Here is a 14,206-nt window from a genome sequence, read left to right as displayed (position 1 = left end):
ACCTGCTGGACCGGGGCTTCCCGCTGCCCGAGTGGCACACCCCGCCAGCGGTGGCCAAGGAGCTGGCCCGGGCCCGCCCGCCGCGCCGGCACCGGGGCCTGGTGGTCTTCCTGACCGGCCTCTCCGGCTCCGGCAAGTCGACCATCGCCCGGGGGCTGGCCGACGTACTGCGCGAGGGGGGCGACCGCACCGTCACCCTGCTGGACGGGGACGTGGTGCGCCGGGAGCTATCCGCCGGGCTGGGCTTCAGCAAGGCCGACCGGGACGCCAACGTCCGTCGGATCGGCTGGGTGGCCGCCGAGATCGCCCGGCACCGGGGAGTCGGCATCTGCTGCCCGATCGCCCCGTACACGGCGGCCCGGTCCACCGCCCGGGAGATGGCGCACGCCGCCGGGGCCGGGTTCCTGCTGGTCCACGTCGCCACCCCGCTGGCGGTCTGTGAGCAGCGCGACCGCAAGGGCCTGTACGCCCGCGCCCGGGCCGGCCTGCTCACCGGGATGACCGGTATCGACGACCCGTACGAGGAGCCGACCGACGCCGACCTGGTGGTGGACACCACGGACCTGAGCGTCGACGAGGCGGTCCGGCGGGTGATGGACCACCTGACCGAGACCGGCTGGGTGGAGCCCCGCCTGCAGTCCGCCTGATCATCCGCACCGGCCGCCGCCGTCCCGCCCCGGGCCGGCGGCGGTCGTGTGTCCAGGATCTCGTTCCGCTTCCGCTCTGCTTCCGCTCCGCTTCGCTGCGCGCTAGTGTTCGTCTTTGTTGGAACACGTTCGACCACGTGCACGTGGTCGGGAGCGCGGAGGTGACGGCGGGTGCTCGCGCGGCAGCGGCAGGCGGCCATCCTCGACCGGGTACGCGCCGCCGGCGGCGTCCGGGTCACCGAACTGGCCGCCGAGTTCGGCGTCTCCGACATGACCATCCGGCGCGACCTGGAGACGCTGCACGAGCAGGGGCTGCTGGCCAAGGTGCACGGCGGGGCCACCCTCGCCGGCCCCGGCTCGACCGATGAGCCCGGCTTCCGGGCCAAGTCGGTCCGCCAGGGCGCCGAGAAGGGGGCCATCGCCGCCTGGGCGGCGCAGCTGGTCCGCCCCGGCGCGGCCGTCGCCCTCTCGGCCGGTACGACCACCGCCGAGCTGGCCCGTCACCTGCTCGACGTGCCGGGGCTGACCGTGGTGACGAACTCCCTGCCGGTGGCCGAGATCCTGCACGTCGGCGGCCGGCCGGACCAGACCGTGGTGCTCACCGGCGGAGTGCGTACCCCCTCCGACGCGCTGGTCGGCCCGCTGGCCGTGGCCGCGCTCGGCGCACTGCATCTGGACCTGCTCTTCCTCGGCGTGCACGGGATCAGCGAGCGGGCGGGCTTCACCACGCCGAACCTGATGGAGGCGGACACCGACCGGGCCCTGGTGGCGGCGGCCGATCGGCTGGTCGTGCTGGCGGACCACACCAAGTGGGGCACGGTCGGCATCTCCTCGATCGTCGGCCTGGACGTGGCGGACGTGCTGGTCACCGACGACCGGTTGGCGCCGGAGGCGCGACGGGTACTCGAGGACAGGGTGGGCGAACTGGTGATTGTGCCGCTCGGCGAGGGGGCGGAGTGAAGCGTACGCGGATCGGGCTGGCCGACGGCCGCGAGTTGATCTACTTCGACGAGCGCGACGACGCGGTCCGTGACCAGCCGGACCGGCGGGAGCTGCCCCCGCCGCCGTCCGCCTCCCAGCTCCGGTACGACCCGCTCACCGACGAATGGGTGGCGGTGGCGGCGCACCGGCAGACCCGGACCTTCCTCCCCCCGGCCGACGAGTGCCCGCTCTGCCCGTCCCGGGGTGACCGGCTCAGCGAGATCCCGGCCCCCGACTACGACGTGGCCGTCTTCGAGAACCGCTTCCCCTCGTTGAGCCAACGGGTCGCCGAGGAGCCGGACGAGATCACCCCGTTCACCCCGGTCAACCCGGGGCGCGGCCGGTGCGAGGTGGTGTGCTTCACCGACGACCACACCGCCTCGTTCGCCAGCCTCTCCCCGCGCCGGGCGCGGACCGTGCTGGACGCCCTCGCCGACCGGACCGTCGCGCTGGGCGCGCTGCCCGGAGTGGAGCAGGTCTTCCCGTTCGAGAACCGGGGCGTCGAGATCGGCGTGACCCTGCACCACCCGCACGGTCAGATCTACGCGTACCCGTTCGTCACGCCGCGGACCCGGGCCATGCTGGCCGCCGCCCGCCGACACGCCGAGCGGACCGGCGGCAACCTCTACGCGGACGTGCTCGCCGCGGAGCGCGCCACCGGGGACCGGGTGGTGGCGGCCAACGAGCACTGGACGGCGTACGTGCCGGCGGCGGCCCGCTGGCCGTTCGAGGTGCACGTGGCGCCGCACCGGCCGGTGCCGGACATCCCGGCGCTGGACGACGCCGAGCGGGACGCCTTCGGCCCGCTCTACCTGGACGTGCTGCGCCGCTTCGACGGGCTGTTCGACCTGCCGATGCCCTACATCGCCGCCTGGCACCAGGCCCCGGTACGCGTCGACCGCGAGCTGGGCCACCTGCACCTGCAGCTGTTCAGCATCCGGCGGGCCAAGGACAAGCTGAAGTACCTGGCCGGCTCCGAGTCGGCGATGGGCGTCTTCATCAACGACATCGCCCCGGAGCGGGCAGCCGAACTGCTCCGCGCCGCGTGAAGGAGGAGCCCTTGCAGTGCCCCCTGTCAACACCCGACGGGCCGGACAACAGGGCGCGGGGGGCCCGGGACAGGGCCCCCCGCAAGGGAAGGGACGGCTGGCTGCGTGCGACAGCCGGGAAGGCTGGCTGATCGGCACTCATGCCGCGAGGCGACCACGTCAACCTTCCGTGGACGGGACTGGCATCTCGTCCACCCTGCTCAACGAGCCAAGGCCGGTTGCGGTGACGCGGCCCGGACACGACGGAGCCCGCCGGCACGGGGCCGGCGGGCTCGGTCGGTGACGCGGGCGAGGATCAGGCGGCGAGCTTGCGCGCCAGGTTCTCGTCGAGCGCGTTCATGAACTCGTCGGTGGTCAGCCACGGGGCGTCCCGCGAGATGAGCAGCGCGAGGTCCTTGGTCATCTGGCCACCCTCGACGGTGTCGACGATGACCTGCTCCAGCGTGTTGGCGAACTCGGCGACCGCCGGGGTGCCGTCCAGCTTGCCCCGGTGGGCCAGGCCCCGGGTCCAGGCGTAGATCGAGGCGATCGGGTTGGTCGAGGTCTTCTCGCCCTTCTGCCACTGCCGGTAGTGCCGGGTGACGGTGCCGTGCGCGGCCTCGGCCTCGACCGTACGGCCGTCCGGGGTCATCAGCACGGAGGTCATCAGGCCGAGCGAGCCGAAGCCCTGCGCGACGGTGTCCGACTGGACGTCACCGTCGTAGTTCTTGCAGGCCCAGACGAAGCCGCCCTCCCACTTGAGCGCGGCGGCGACCATGTCGTCGATCAGCCGGTGCTCGTAGGTGATGCCGGCGGCCTCGAACTCCGACTTGAACTCGTTCTCGAACACCTCGGCGAAGATGTCCTTGAACCGGCCGTCGTACGCCTTGAGGATCGTGTTCTTCGTCGACAGGTAGACCGGGTAGCCGCGGTCCAGGCCGTAGCGCATCGAGGCGCGGGCGAAGTCCCGGATCGACTCGTCGAAGTTGTACATGCCCATGGCGACGCCGCCGCCGGGGAACTTGGCGACCTCCATCTCCATCGGCGCGCCGCCGTCGGCCGGGGTGTAGGTGATGGTCACCGTGCCCGGTCCGGGGACGACGAAGTCGGTGGCCTTGTACTGGTCACCGTGCGCGTGCCGGCCGATGATGATCGGCTTGGTCCAGCCCGGGACGAGCCGCGGCACGTTCGACATGATGATCGGCTCACGGAAGACGACGCCGCCGAGGATGTTGCGGATGGTGCCGTTCGGCGACCGCCACATCTTCTTCAGGCCGAACTCCTCCACCCGGGCCTCGTCGGGGGTGATGGTGGCGCACTTGACGCCGACGCCGTGCTCCTTGATGGCGTTGGCGGCGTCGACGGTGACCTGGTCGTCGGTGGCGTCGCGGTGCTGGATCGACAGGTCGTAGTAGTGCAGGTCGACGTCGAGGTACGGCAGGATCAGCTGCTCCCGGATCTGCTTCCAGATGATCCGGGTCATCTCGTCGCCGTCGATTTCCACGACCGGGTTGTTTACCTTGATCTTCGCCATCGGCCGGCGCTCCTCTCGGGGGACACGTGCTCAAGCAGTACGAGCGTACTGGAAACTGACCGGGGCTCCCCAGCCGGCCTCACCCCATGGAACGGGGTCGCCCCGGGACGGGTCGCGGTGCCATCCTTCCCGGATGCCGCTGGATCACACGGTCGGGTCTATCACGGTCACCGCCCTGGTCGACGGAGCAGGGCCCTTCTTCCAGCCCCGCGAGGCGGCGTTCCCCGACGCCACCGCCGCCCAGTGGGCGGAGGCCGACCGCCGGGACCCGGCCACGGTCACCCCGGACGGCGGCTGGTGGCTGCCGTTCCGCTGCTTCGCGCTGCGTACCGGGGACGGGCCGGTGACCCTGGTCGACGCCGGCATCGGGCCGGCCGACTCGCTCGCCGCCGGCTGGGCGCCGGTCCCGGGCCGGCTGCCCGCGGAGCTGGCGGCGGCCGGGATCGACCCGGCGGACGTCCGGACGGTGGTGCTCACCCACCTGCACAGCGACCACGTCGGATGGGCCGGCGAGCTCTTCCCGAACGCGGACCACCTGCTGCAACGGGCCGAACTGGAGGCGTTGGCGCGGTTCCACCCGGAGCTGCCAGCCCGGCTCCTGGGGCCGTTGCGCGCCGCCGGCCGGCTGCGGGTGGTCGACGGCGAGACCGACCTGACCCCAGGGGTACGCGTGCTGAGCACGCCGGGACACACCCCGGGACACCAGTCGGTGCTGGTCGACTCCGGCGACGACCGCCTCCTGGTCACCGGCGACCTCCTGGTCCACCCCCTACAACTGGTCGACCCGGCCCTGCCCTATGCCCACGAGGAGGACCCCGGCCTGGCCCGCACCACCCGGGTGGCGCTCCTGGACACCCTGGCGAGGCGCGGCCCCACCACCCTCGCCACCCCCCACCTCGGCACCCCCTTCACCCCCCTCGAACCCCATCCCCCTCAGAGTTGACCAAGGCGTTTGCGTCAGATCTCGACCGATTCCCGACGCAAACTCCTTGATCAGCGCGGACGGCCAGGGGCCGGGTGGGGGTGGGTGGGAGGGGAATGGGGAAGGGGCGGGGCGGCGTGAGCCGGCCCGCCCCTTCGGCAGGTGGTCAGGGTCACATGTTGGCGACGTCGGCCTGCTTGGCGCGGACGGCCTCGGCGGCCTCCTTGAGGCTGGCCAGCTCGTCGGCGTCCAGGTCGGTCTCGACGACCCGCCGGACACCCACCCGGCCGATCTCCGCCTCGACGCCCAGGTAGACGCCGGAGATGCCGTACTCGCCGTCGACCCAGGCGCAGACCGGCATGATCTCGCCGGAGTCCTCGGCCACGGCCTTCGCCATCCGGGCGGCGGCGGCGGACGGGGCGTAGTACGCCGAACCGGTCTTCAGCAGCGCGACGACCTCGGCGCCACCGTTGCGGGTCTTGACGACCAGCTCCTCGATCTGCGCGGCCGGCATGGCGTCACGCAGCGGCTTGCCGTTCACGGTGCTCTGCGACGGGACCGGGACCATGGTGTCGCCGTGCGAGCCCAGGGTCAGGGTCTTCACCGACTTGACCGGTACGTCCAGCGCCTCGGCGACGAAGTTGGTGAACCGGGCGCTGTCCAGCATGCCGGCCTGGCCGAGCACCCGGTTCTTCGGGAACTGGGTGGCGAGCTGGGCGAGGGCGGTCATCTCGTCGAGCGGGTTGGAGACGACGATGACGACGGCGTTCGGAGCGTACTTGGCGACGTTCTCGGCGACCTGGCGGACGATCTTGGCGTTGGTCTCCAGCAGGTCCATCCGGCTCATGCCGGGCTTACGGGGCAAGCCGGCGGTGATGACGACGACGTCCGAGCCCTCGATGGCCTCGTAACCCTCGCCGTTCGGGCCGGTGGTGACGCCGACGACCTTCGTCTCGAAGCCCTCGACGGCACGCGACTGGTTGAGGTCCAGCGCGAGGCCCGCCGGCTTGCCCTCCACGATGTCGGTGATCACGACGGTGTCGAAGACGTCGTACTCGGCCAGGCGCTGTGCGGTGGTGGAGCCGTAGAAGCCGGCCCCGACGACAGTGACCTTCTTACCCATGGTCGTCCCACTCCCTGATACCAGTCGGTTTTCCGGACCGTATCAGCCATCCTGGCACCGTTCAGGCCAGGGGCGGACGGTTATGACCCGCTCGGGTGGTCAGTACTGCTGCTCGGCACGCTCGACCACGTTGGTCAGCAGCATGGCCCGGGTCATCGGCCCGACGCCACCGGGCATCGGCACCAGCTTGCCGGCCACGTCGGCCACCGCCGGGTCGACGTCGCCGGTGTAGCGACCCTTGCCGTCGGCCCCGACCACCCGGGTGATACCGACATCGACCACGGTCGCGCCGGGCGTGACCATGTCGGCGGTGAGCAGGCCGGGCACGCCGGCCGCGACGATGACGATGTCCGCCTCGCGGGTGTGCGCGGCGAGGTCCAGGGTGCCGGTGTGGCAGAGGGTCACGGTGGCGTTCTCGCTGCGCCGGGTGAGCAGCAGGCCCAGCGGCCGGCCGACGGTGTTGCCCCGGCCGACCACGGCCACCTTCGCGCCGCGCAGCGGCACGTCGTGCCGGCGCAGCAGCTCGACGATGCCGCGCGGGGTGCAGGGCAGCGGCGCGTCGTAGCCGAGCACCAAGCGGCCCAGGTTGACCGGGTGCAGGCCGTCGGCATCCTTGGCCGGGTCGATCATCTCCAGCGCCCGCTGGGTGTCCAGGTGCGCCGGCAGCGGCAACTGGACGATGTAGCCGTGGCAGGCCGGGTCGGCGTTCAGCTCGGTGAGCACCCCGTCCAGCTGCTCCTGGCTGGCGTCGGCGGGCAGCTCGCGCCGGATCGAGGCGATGCCCACCTCGGCGCAGTCCCGGTGCTTGCCGTTGACGTACGCCTGGGAGCCGGGGTCGGCACCGACCAGCACCGTGCCGAGGCCCGGGGTGACGCCCCGCTCCGCCAGCGCCTTGACCCGCGCCCGCAGCTCGTCCTTGATCTCCCCCGCGGTGGCCTTGCCGTCCAGGATCGTCGCCGTCACGCCTGGATCGTCTCACGGCCCGGGGTGGCGGGAACGACGACAGGCAATGGTGACGATCTGTTACGTGGGTTTCGTCACGCAGAGTTATCATCTGCGGATTTGGCCACACACCGGCTGGACCGAGGTCGTCCGGCCCGGGCGGATCGGGGGCCGCGCCGGACCGGACGACGCCTCAGAGCTGGGCGAGGTTGAACGCCCAGATGCCGCGACCGTGGGTCGCGACGTACACCGAGTTGTCGATCGGGTTGTACTCGACGTCCATGCCGACGGTCAGCGGCAGGCCGGAGCCGAGCCGCTGCCAGTCGGTGGCGCCCGGCGCGCGGTAGAACGTGGCCAGGTCGGTGGCGAGCACCAGCGCGCCGTTGGACAGCTCCTTGATCGAGCTGGCCGGCACGTCCGGCAGGTTCGCCGAGACGTCCTTCCAGGTCGCGCCCGCGTCGGTGGTCTCGAAGACGTGACCGAAGCCGGCGCCCGGACCCTCGGTGAACCGGCGGGAGAACCCGTTGACCGCGAGGAAGGCGTGCGAGGCGTTCGCCCGGTCGATCCCGACGCCCTGCACGAACCGGTTCGGGAAGTCACCCGGCAGGGTGATCTGGTGCCAGCTCGACGGGTCGTTGACCTTGCCGACCGCGACGCCCCGGGCGAACCCGGCGTTGTTGCACGGGCCGCACCAGCCGACGTACGCCATGCCGCCGGAGACCGCCACCGAGGTGGCGGTGTGCCCAGCGCCCAGGTCGAACACGTTGGTCCAGCCCTTGCCGTTCTGGATCGCGTAGCCGTTGGTGTTCACCCAGACGTGCTGGCCACCGGCGACCCAGACGTTCGCGTCGTGGTCGTCCGGCGCGAACGGCGCGATGAACCGGGCCGGCTCGTCACCCGGCGCGTTGGTGTACGGCCGAATGTCCCGCGAGGTGGAGTCCGCGAGCGTGCCCGAGCCGGTGTTGGCGTTGCAGTTCTCGGTCACCCGCATGGCCAGGTTGGTGTACTCCTGGACCTGCCGGCAGCCGTTCGCCGGGTCGGCCTGCGAGTCGCCGCCGTCACCGCCGAAGTGCGAACCCATCACGGTGTCGCCGGGGCGCAGGATCGAGGTGCCGTTGTCCTGCAGACCACCGGAGACGATGGTGCCGGCCTTGGCCGGGTCCTTGCCCACCGCGACCGAGTAGTACTGCAGAGCGTCGATGGTGCCGTCGTTCAGGCTCTGCCAGTCGGTGGCGTGGCCTTCCTTGTCGGTCCTGCCGTTGATCGGCCGGCGGTACACACCACCGTCGTTGCCGACGTAGACGAACCCGTTGCCGACCGCCACCGAGTGCTGGTCGGAGTGGGTGGTCTTGTTGCACTTGTTCTGCGCGTCGTAGATGCTCCAGCAGGAGAAGCCGAAGTTCCAGTACGGACCCACGGTCTTCCAGGTCGCGCCGGCGTCGGTCGACTCGTAGACCTCCTCCAGACCCGCCCAGAGGTGGTTCGGGTTGGCCGGGTCCACCGCCAGGAACTGGTTGTACCAGGCCTGGATGCCGGGGCCGTAGCCCTTGCCGATCACGGTCTGCTTCAGCGCCGAGCCGGAGTTGCCCAGCTTCGACGAGTCGGCGATCTTGTTCCACGGGCCGGCCGGGTTGCCGGTGTTGGAGACGTAGATGCCGTCCAGGTAGCTGTTCACATTGCCGACCGGCTTGTTGAGCAGCTGCGGCGACTGGTTGATCGCGTACAGCTTGCCGCCGTCGGCGGAGAAGGCGAACGTCACGTAGCCGATGTCGTCGGCCGGCATGGCACCGGTCGGGTTGACCTTCGTCCAGCCGCCGGCGGTGTAGTCGGCGGTCTCGTAGAAGCCGTTGTAGGTGTCACCGGAGCGCCAGGCCGAGGCGACCACCACGTGCTTCGGGTTGCGCGGATCCTGGGCCACGTCGTTGACGATGTTCTTGTACGCGGCGTTCGCGGTGCCCGCGTTCGCCCCGCCCGGCAGGTAGCTCGGGTTCGGCGCGAACTCCAGCTTCCAGGCGCCCGAGGTGCTGCTCATCGCGTGCGAGAACAGGCCCCGGTTGGTGGCGACCCAGACCTTGCCGTCGAAGAAGCGCAGCTTGTTGATGACCGTGCTCTCCAGCTCGGTCCCGCCGACCCGGTCGGTCGCCTTGAACGTGCCGGACTTCGGGTTGGCCAGCCGGTAGACGCCGGCGCCGACGTACGAGGTGCCGCCGGTGTTCGCCTCGCCGGTGGCGTACCAGAGCGAACCATCGCCGGCGAGCACGATGTCGCCGCTGGACAGCGTGGGCAGCGCGTCCGTGATCGGCGTCCAGCTCCCGCCGCCGGTCGAGGAGCGCCACACGCCGCCGTCCGCGCCGGCCGCGTACACGTAGCCGCTGTTGTCCGCGGCCAGGCCCGTGATCCGGCCGGTGACCAGGCCGGCACCTCCCGAGGAGTTGGACGCGTAGTCGCGGTAGCGCGGGTCGTCACCGTCGTACTTGATGTTGGTGACCTCGTGCCAGGTGCCCTTGGTGGCGGCGAGCCCGTTGAGCTGGCTCAGCGCGTTCGAGTACGCACCCGGCGAGACGATGCCCGGGGCGTAGCGGGCCTGGGCGAACTGCTCGGCGATGGTGCGCGCCTCGAAGGCCTCCTCGCCGGCCTCCTCGGACGACTCGCCGGCCGCCATCTCCATGAACTCCCTGGGATGCCAGGGCATGTTGGCGCCGGGCTCGTCGGCCAGGCCGAGCTTCTCCTGCACCTCGTGGTTGGTGGCGACGACGCCACCGAGCGCGGCGGTGAGCACCAGCGCGCCCGCGATTGTCGCCGGCTTGCGCCAGCGGGACTTCGACATGTGAATCCTCCGGATTCAAGGGGTCCCCGAGCGGTCTGCCCGGGTGGGAAACCATGGACCGACGGATGGCGACCATGGCGCTTCGGTGATCGGACGGCGACCGTCCGCAATCGACACTCAGCCGGCGGGTCACACCCGACAGGCGGTGCGGGTAAGGGTCAGGCCAGGGCCGGCGGAGCCCGGCTGGGCAGGCTGCCGCGTGGCGGCAGCGACACGGCCGGCTGCCCGTAGCGGGTCGGGGCCACCACCGGCTGCGGGGCGCCGCCGACGCGCAGGGGCGCGGCCGGGAGGAGATCGTCCGGTCCGTCGCTGGTGACGACGCCGGCGCGGTGGTCACCGCGGGGTCCACCGGAGACTTCCGTCCACAACTCCGACGGAGCGTCGGGAGGCGTGAGGCGCGCGCCGACGGCTCGGGGGTCGCCGGAGGGCGGGGTGGGACGCCCCGGCGTAGTGACCGGTGCGTCGACGACGGCTCCAGGTCGCGGCGCGGCGTCAGACACGCCGAGCTGGAGTCGTCGCCCGGACCGTCCATCCGGAGGAAGAACGGACGGGCCGTCGTGGACGATCGACCGGTGCGCGGCGGTGACCACCGCGCCGGGCTCGAGAGTCTCCCCGCAGCAGGGTGCCCCCAGCCCGGCCAGGACGAACGCCAGCGCGACGACGACGGCGGCAAACCGGTCGAGTACGCGCATGGGCAGGCCTGTCGGGAGAAGGGGAGGCAGCTCGGGCGGCGGCGCGGTGGCCGCGGGCGGGGAGAACGGGGAGGGTCGATCGCTTGCTGCGGGACAACGCTAGCAACAACTTTCACAGCCCGGCAACGGGAGAGCGGTCGTACTTTCGGCTGGTCAGGACAGCCGACGTGACAGCGCCTTCCGGCCGCGACCCGCTACATGAAACGGGGGCGCGGCCGCGTCGGCCACGCCCCCGTCGTCCACCTCGCTCAGTGGAAGAAGTGCCGGGTGCCGGTGAGGTACATGGTCACGCCGGCCTCCTTGCAGGCCGCGATGGTCTCCTCGTCCCGGATCGAACCGCCCGGTTGGACGATCGCCCGGACGCCGGCCGCGATGAGGATCTTCGGGCCGTCGGCGAACGGGAAGAAGGCGTCCGAGGCGCACACCGAGCCGCGGGCCCGGTCGGCGCCGGCCCGGGTGACCGCGAGCTGTGCCGAGTCGACCCGGTTGACCTGGCCCATCCCGACGCCGACGGTGGCGCCCTCCCTGGCCAGCAGGATCGCGTTGCTCTTCACCGCCCGTACGGCCCGCCAGGCGAACGCCAGGTCCCGCAGGGTCGCCTCGTCGGCCGCCTCGCCGGTGGCCAGCCGCCAGTTCGCCGGGTCGTCGCCCTCGGCGTCGATCCGGTCCCGCAGCTGCACCAGCACACCGCCGGTGACCTGCCGCCACTCCGCCGGCAGCGGCGCGAACTCCGGGGCGCGCAGCAACCGGATGTTCTTCTTGGCCTGGAGGATCTCCACCGCGCCCTCGTCGAAGCCGGGGGCCACCAGGACCTCGGTGAAGATGTCCGCGACCTGCCGGGCCAGCGCCACGCTGACCGGCCGGTTCACCGCGATCACCCCGCCGTACGCCGACACCGGGTCGCACGCGTGTGCCTTGCGGTGCGCCTCGGCCACGTCCGCCCCCACCGCGATGCCGCACGGGTTGGCGTGCTTGATGATCGCCACCGCCGGCTGCTCCGGGAAGTCGTTCGCGGCCCGCCAGGCGGCGTCCGCGTCGACGTAGTTGTTGTACGACATCTCCTTGCCGTGCAGCTGCTCCGCCTGCGCCAGGCCGGCCGGGCTGGCCGGGTCGGCGTAGAGCGCCGCCGCCTGGTGCGGGTTCTCGCCGTAGCGCAGCACCGCCTGGCGGCGCAGCGACAGGCCGGCGAACTCCGGCCACCCGTCGGCGGCCGGCGCCACGGTGGTGGCGAACCACTCGGCGACCGCCACGTCGTACTCGGCGATGTCGGCGAACGCGCGGGCGGCCAGCGCGCGGCGCTGGGCCAGCGTGAAGCCGCCCTCGGAGAGCGCGGCCAGCAGCGCCGGGTACGCCGCCGGGTCGGTCACCACGGCGACCGAGGCGTGGTTCTTGGCCGCGGCCCGGACCATCGCCGGACCGCCGATGTCGATCTGCTCGACGCACTCGTCCTGGCTCGCCCCGGAGGCGACCGTGGCCTGGAACGGGTAGAGGTTGGAGATCAGCACGTCGATGCCGGCGATGCCGTGCTCGTCGAGCTGGGCGGCGTGGGCGTCCTTGCGCAGGTCGGCGAGGAGACCACCGTGGATCTTCGGGTGCAGGGTCTTCACCCGGCCGTCGAGGATCTCCGGGAAGCCGGTCACCTGCTCGACCGGGGTCACCGGCACGCCCGCGCCGGAGATCGTCGACGCGGTGCTGCCGGTCGAGACGATTTCCACCCCGGCCTCGTGCAGGGCCCGGGCCAGCTCGACCAGGCCGGTCTTGTCGTAGACGCTGACCAGCGCCCGCCGGATCGGGCGGCGGCCATCCTCAGTGGCACTCACGGAATTGAGACCTTTCTGCCGGTGATCGTCCAACCTTCACGAACCAGCCGACCGACCTGCTCGACGAGCTGGCGCCGCTCGGCCTCCTTGATGCGCTCGGTGAGCGTCTCCTCGTCGTCGCCGTCCAGCACCGGCACGGCGACCTGGGCGACGATCGGGCCGGTGTCCATTCCGGCGTCGACGAAGAACAGGGTGGCCCCGGTGATCTTCACGCCGTACGCGAGCGCGTCCCGCGGGCCGTGGATGCCGGGGAACGCCGGCAGCAGCGTGTTGTGCGTGTTGAGGTAGCGGTCGCCGAACGCGGCCAGGAAGTGCGGGCCGACCAGCTTGAGGAAGCCGGCGCTGATGACCAGGTCCGGCTCGTGCTCGGCCACCCGCGCGGTGAGCGCCTTGTCCCAGTCCTCGCGGGTCGGGTGGTCCTTCACCCGCTCCACGAAGGTGGGTACGCCGGCCGTGGCGGCTCGGTCCAGCCCGGCGATCCCGTCACGGTCGGCGCCCACGGCGACCACCCGGGCCCCGTACCCGGGGTCGGCGGTGGCGTCCAGCAGCGCCTGGAGGTTGCTGCCGGAGCCGGAGACGAGGACGACGAGGCGGGCGACGGACGCGGGCTCGGTCACGGGGCAACCCTATCCGGCAGGTCGGGAGGTCCAGCGCTTGGGCGGCGGCCTCGCGTGATCTCCGGTGTGGCGCCGGCACGATACGCTGCCGTCGCCCGGTGTCCGGCCCATGGTCGGCCGGGCGTCGACATCGTGACCTTGGTCCCGGGCCCGTGTGCCGCGGCGTCCCGGTGCTGGGCGGAATGATGAGCGGCAGCAACCGACCACGGACGTCGACCCCCCAGTTTGAGGAGCACTGAGCAATGCAGCCCGGTTACCCCGGTCAGGACCCGTACGGCCAGCAGCAGCCCCATCAGGACCCGACCTCCCCGCAGTACGACCCGTACGCCCAGCCGCCGCAGGCCCCCCAGTACGGGCAGCAGCCCAACCCGGGCCAGCCGTACGGGCAGGACCCGTACGCCCAGCCGCCGCAGGCCCCGCAGTACGGGCAGCAGCCGACCTCGGGCCAGCCCTACGGGCAGCAGCCGACGTCGGGCCAGCCCTACGGCCAGCAGCCGACCTCGGGCCAGCCCTACGGCCAGCAGCCGACCTCCGGACAGCCCTACGGCCAGCAGCCGTACCAGGACCCGTACGCGCAGCAGCCGTACGGCGCCGCGCCGCAGTACCCGACCGCCGGCTACCCGCAGGGCCAGGGGCAGAACAACAACCTCGGCCTGATCGGCATGATCGCCGGCATCGCGTCCATCGTGCTCGGCCTCTGCTGCCCGCTGATCGGCATCCCGGCCGGCATCGCCGGCGTGGTGCTCGGCGTCATGGGCCAGAAGAAGGTCCAGTCCGGTGAGGCGAGCAACGCCGGTCAGGCCAAGGCGGCGCTGATCTGCGGCGGCATCGGCATCGTCATCGGCATCATCAACGCGATCGCCGGCGCCGCGATCAACCTGAGCAACCTCGGTTCCTGACCCGAGCCGCCAGGAAGGGGCGCCGGCCCTGCCGGCGCCCCTTCGCCGTCTCCGTCTCCCGGGCACGGCCGGGCTGATCACGGGAGTCGAGTGGGAGTCTTCGCTGTCGCCGACCCGAACTCCCTGATCAACGCGATTCGGCGGCAGGCGAGGTTGCCGCGCAGCAGGGAATCG

The 14,206-nt window shown here is 71.9% G+C and carries 12 protein-coding genes; 5 read left to right on the top strand and 7 right to left on the bottom strand.

The annotated features are described in order from the left end of the window. The 3 genes from cysC to galT all read left to right on the top strand — a co-directional run. Positions 1 to 647: adenylyl-sulfate kinase (gene cysC / locus ONA70_RS27445; RefSeq protein WP_265009382.1), on the top strand; the 647-nt coding region annotated here is incomplete at its 5' end. 171 nt (positions 648 to 818) lie between these two features. Further along, positions 819 to 1,607, top strand: coding sequence for a DeoR/GlpR family DNA-binding transcription regulator (locus ONA70_RS27440; protein ID WP_265009381.1), 789 nt, complete (start codon positions 819 to 821; stop codon positions 1,605 to 1,607). Further along, positions 1,604 to 2,677 carry a galactose-1-phosphate uridylyltransferase gene (gene galT / locus ONA70_RS27435; RefSeq protein ID WP_265009380.1) on the top strand — a complete coding sequence of 358 codons (1,074 nt, stop codon included), beginning with the start codon at positions 1,604 to 1,606 and terminating at the stop codon, positions 2,675 to 2,677. Before ONA70_RS27440 ends, galT begins: the two co-directional genes overlap by 4 nt. 295 nt (positions 2,678 to 2,972) lie before the next feature. On the opposite strand, the gene ONA70_RS27430 is transcribed toward galT, so the two are convergent. Continuing rightward, positions 2,973 to 4,190 carry an NADP-dependent isocitrate dehydrogenase gene (locus ONA70_RS27430; RefSeq protein WP_265009379.1) on the bottom strand — a complete coding sequence of 406 codons (1,218 nt, stop codon included), beginning with the start codon at positions 4,188 to 4,190 and terminating at the stop codon, positions 2,973 to 2,975. 133 nt (positions 4,191 to 4,323) lie between these two features. On the opposite strand from ONA70_RS27430, the gene ONA70_RS27425 reads away from it, so the two are divergent. Continuing rightward, positions 4,324 to 5,133 (top strand): MBL fold metallo-hydrolase, encoded by an 810-nt coding sequence (locus ONA70_RS27425; RefSeq protein ID WP_265009378.1) that lies wholly within the window; start codon positions 4,324 to 4,326, stop codon positions 5,131 to 5,133. Between the two features lie 151 nt (positions 5,134 to 5,284). Here the strand turns inward: ONA70_RS27425 and ONA70_RS27420 are convergent, their stop codons facing one another. From ONA70_RS27420 to purN, 6 genes are all read right to left on the bottom strand, one after another. Continuing rightward, positions 5,285 to 6,235: a malate dehydrogenase gene (locus ONA70_RS27420; RefSeq protein ID WP_265009377.1), complete on the bottom strand. Its 951-nt coding sequence runs from the start codon at positions 6,233 to 6,235 to the stop codon at positions 5,285 to 5,287. 99 nt (positions 6,236 to 6,334) lie between these two features. Continuing rightward, positions 6,335 to 7,198 (bottom strand): bifunctional methylenetetrahydrofolate dehydrogenase/methenyltetrahydrofolate cyclohydrolase, encoded by an 864-nt coding sequence (locus ONA70_RS27415; protein ID WP_265009376.1) that lies wholly within the window; start codon positions 7,196 to 7,198, stop codon positions 6,335 to 6,337. A 172-nt stretch (positions 7,199 to 7,370) separates the two neighbouring features. Continuing rightward, on the bottom strand, positions 7,371 to 10,004 hold the full coding sequence (locus ONA70_RS27410; RefSeq protein WP_265009375.1) for a beta propeller repeat protein: 2,634 nt from the start codon (positions 10,002 to 10,004) through the stop codon (positions 7,371 to 7,373). Positions 10,005 to 10,162: 158 nt separating this feature from the next. Then, a complete protein-coding gene (locus ONA70_RS27405) occupies positions 10,163 to 10,696 on the bottom strand; it encodes a hypothetical protein (protein ID WP_265009374.1) in 534 nt (177 codons plus the stop codon). Between the two features lie 248 nt (positions 10,697 to 10,944). Continuing rightward, a complete protein-coding gene (gene purH, locus ONA70_RS27400; protein ID WP_265009373.1) occupies positions 10,945 to 12,516 on the bottom strand; it encodes a bifunctional phosphoribosylaminoimidazolecarboxamide formyltransferase/IMP cyclohydrolase in 1,572 nt (523 codons plus the stop codon). Further along, positions 12,513 to 13,133 carry a phosphoribosylglycinamide formyltransferase gene (purN, locus tag ONA70_RS27395; RefSeq protein WP_265009372.1) on the bottom strand — a complete coding sequence of 207 codons (621 nt, stop codon included), beginning with the start codon at positions 13,131 to 13,133 and terminating at the stop codon, positions 12,513 to 12,515. Before purN ends, purH begins: the two co-directional genes overlap by 4 nt. 242 nt (positions 13,134 to 13,375) lie before the next feature. On the opposite strand from purN, the gene ONA70_RS27390 reads away from it, so the two are divergent. Then, positions 13,376 to 14,032, top strand: a complete 657-nt coding sequence (locus tag ONA70_RS27390; RefSeq protein WP_265009371.1) for a DUF4190 domain-containing protein — start codon at positions 13,376 to 13,378, stop codon at positions 14,030 to 14,032. Positions 14,033 to 14,206: the final 174 nt, after the last annotated feature.

Source organism: Micromonospora yasonensis (genome assembly GCF_026013475.1).
In the GTDB taxonomy this organism is placed as follows: Bacteria; Actinomycetota; Actinomycetes; order Mycobacteriales; family Micromonosporaceae; genus Micromonospora; species Micromonospora yasonensis.
Note: the sequence above shows the minus strand (reverse complement) of the source record. Positions and strands in the feature narration are given on the sequence as shown.

Coding starts and splice junctions, on each gene's coding strand:
- ONA70_RS27425 (WP_265009378.1), top strand. CDS start 4,324: ATGCCGCTGGATCACACGGTCGGGTCTATCACGGTCACCGCCCTGGTC.
- ONA70_RS27410 (WP_265009375.1), bottom strand. CDS start 10,004: ATGTCGAAGTCCCGCTGGCGCAAGCCGGCGACAATCGCGGGCGCGCTG.
- ONA70_RS27390 (WP_265009371.1), top strand. CDS start 13,376: ATGCAGCCCGGTTACCCCGGTCAGGACCCGTACGGCCAGCAGCAGCCC.
- ONA70_RS27420 (WP_265009377.1), bottom strand. CDS start 6,235: ATGGGTAAGAAGGTCACTGTCGTCGGGGCCGGCTTCTACGGCTCCACC.
- ONA70_RS27405 (WP_265009374.1), bottom strand. CDS start 10,696: ATGCGCGTACTCGACCGGTTTGCCGCCGTCGTCGTCGCGCTGGCGTTC.
- ONA70_RS27430 (WP_265009379.1), bottom strand. CDS start 4,190: ATGGCGAAGATCAAGGTAAACAACCCGGTCGTGGAAATCGACGGCGAC.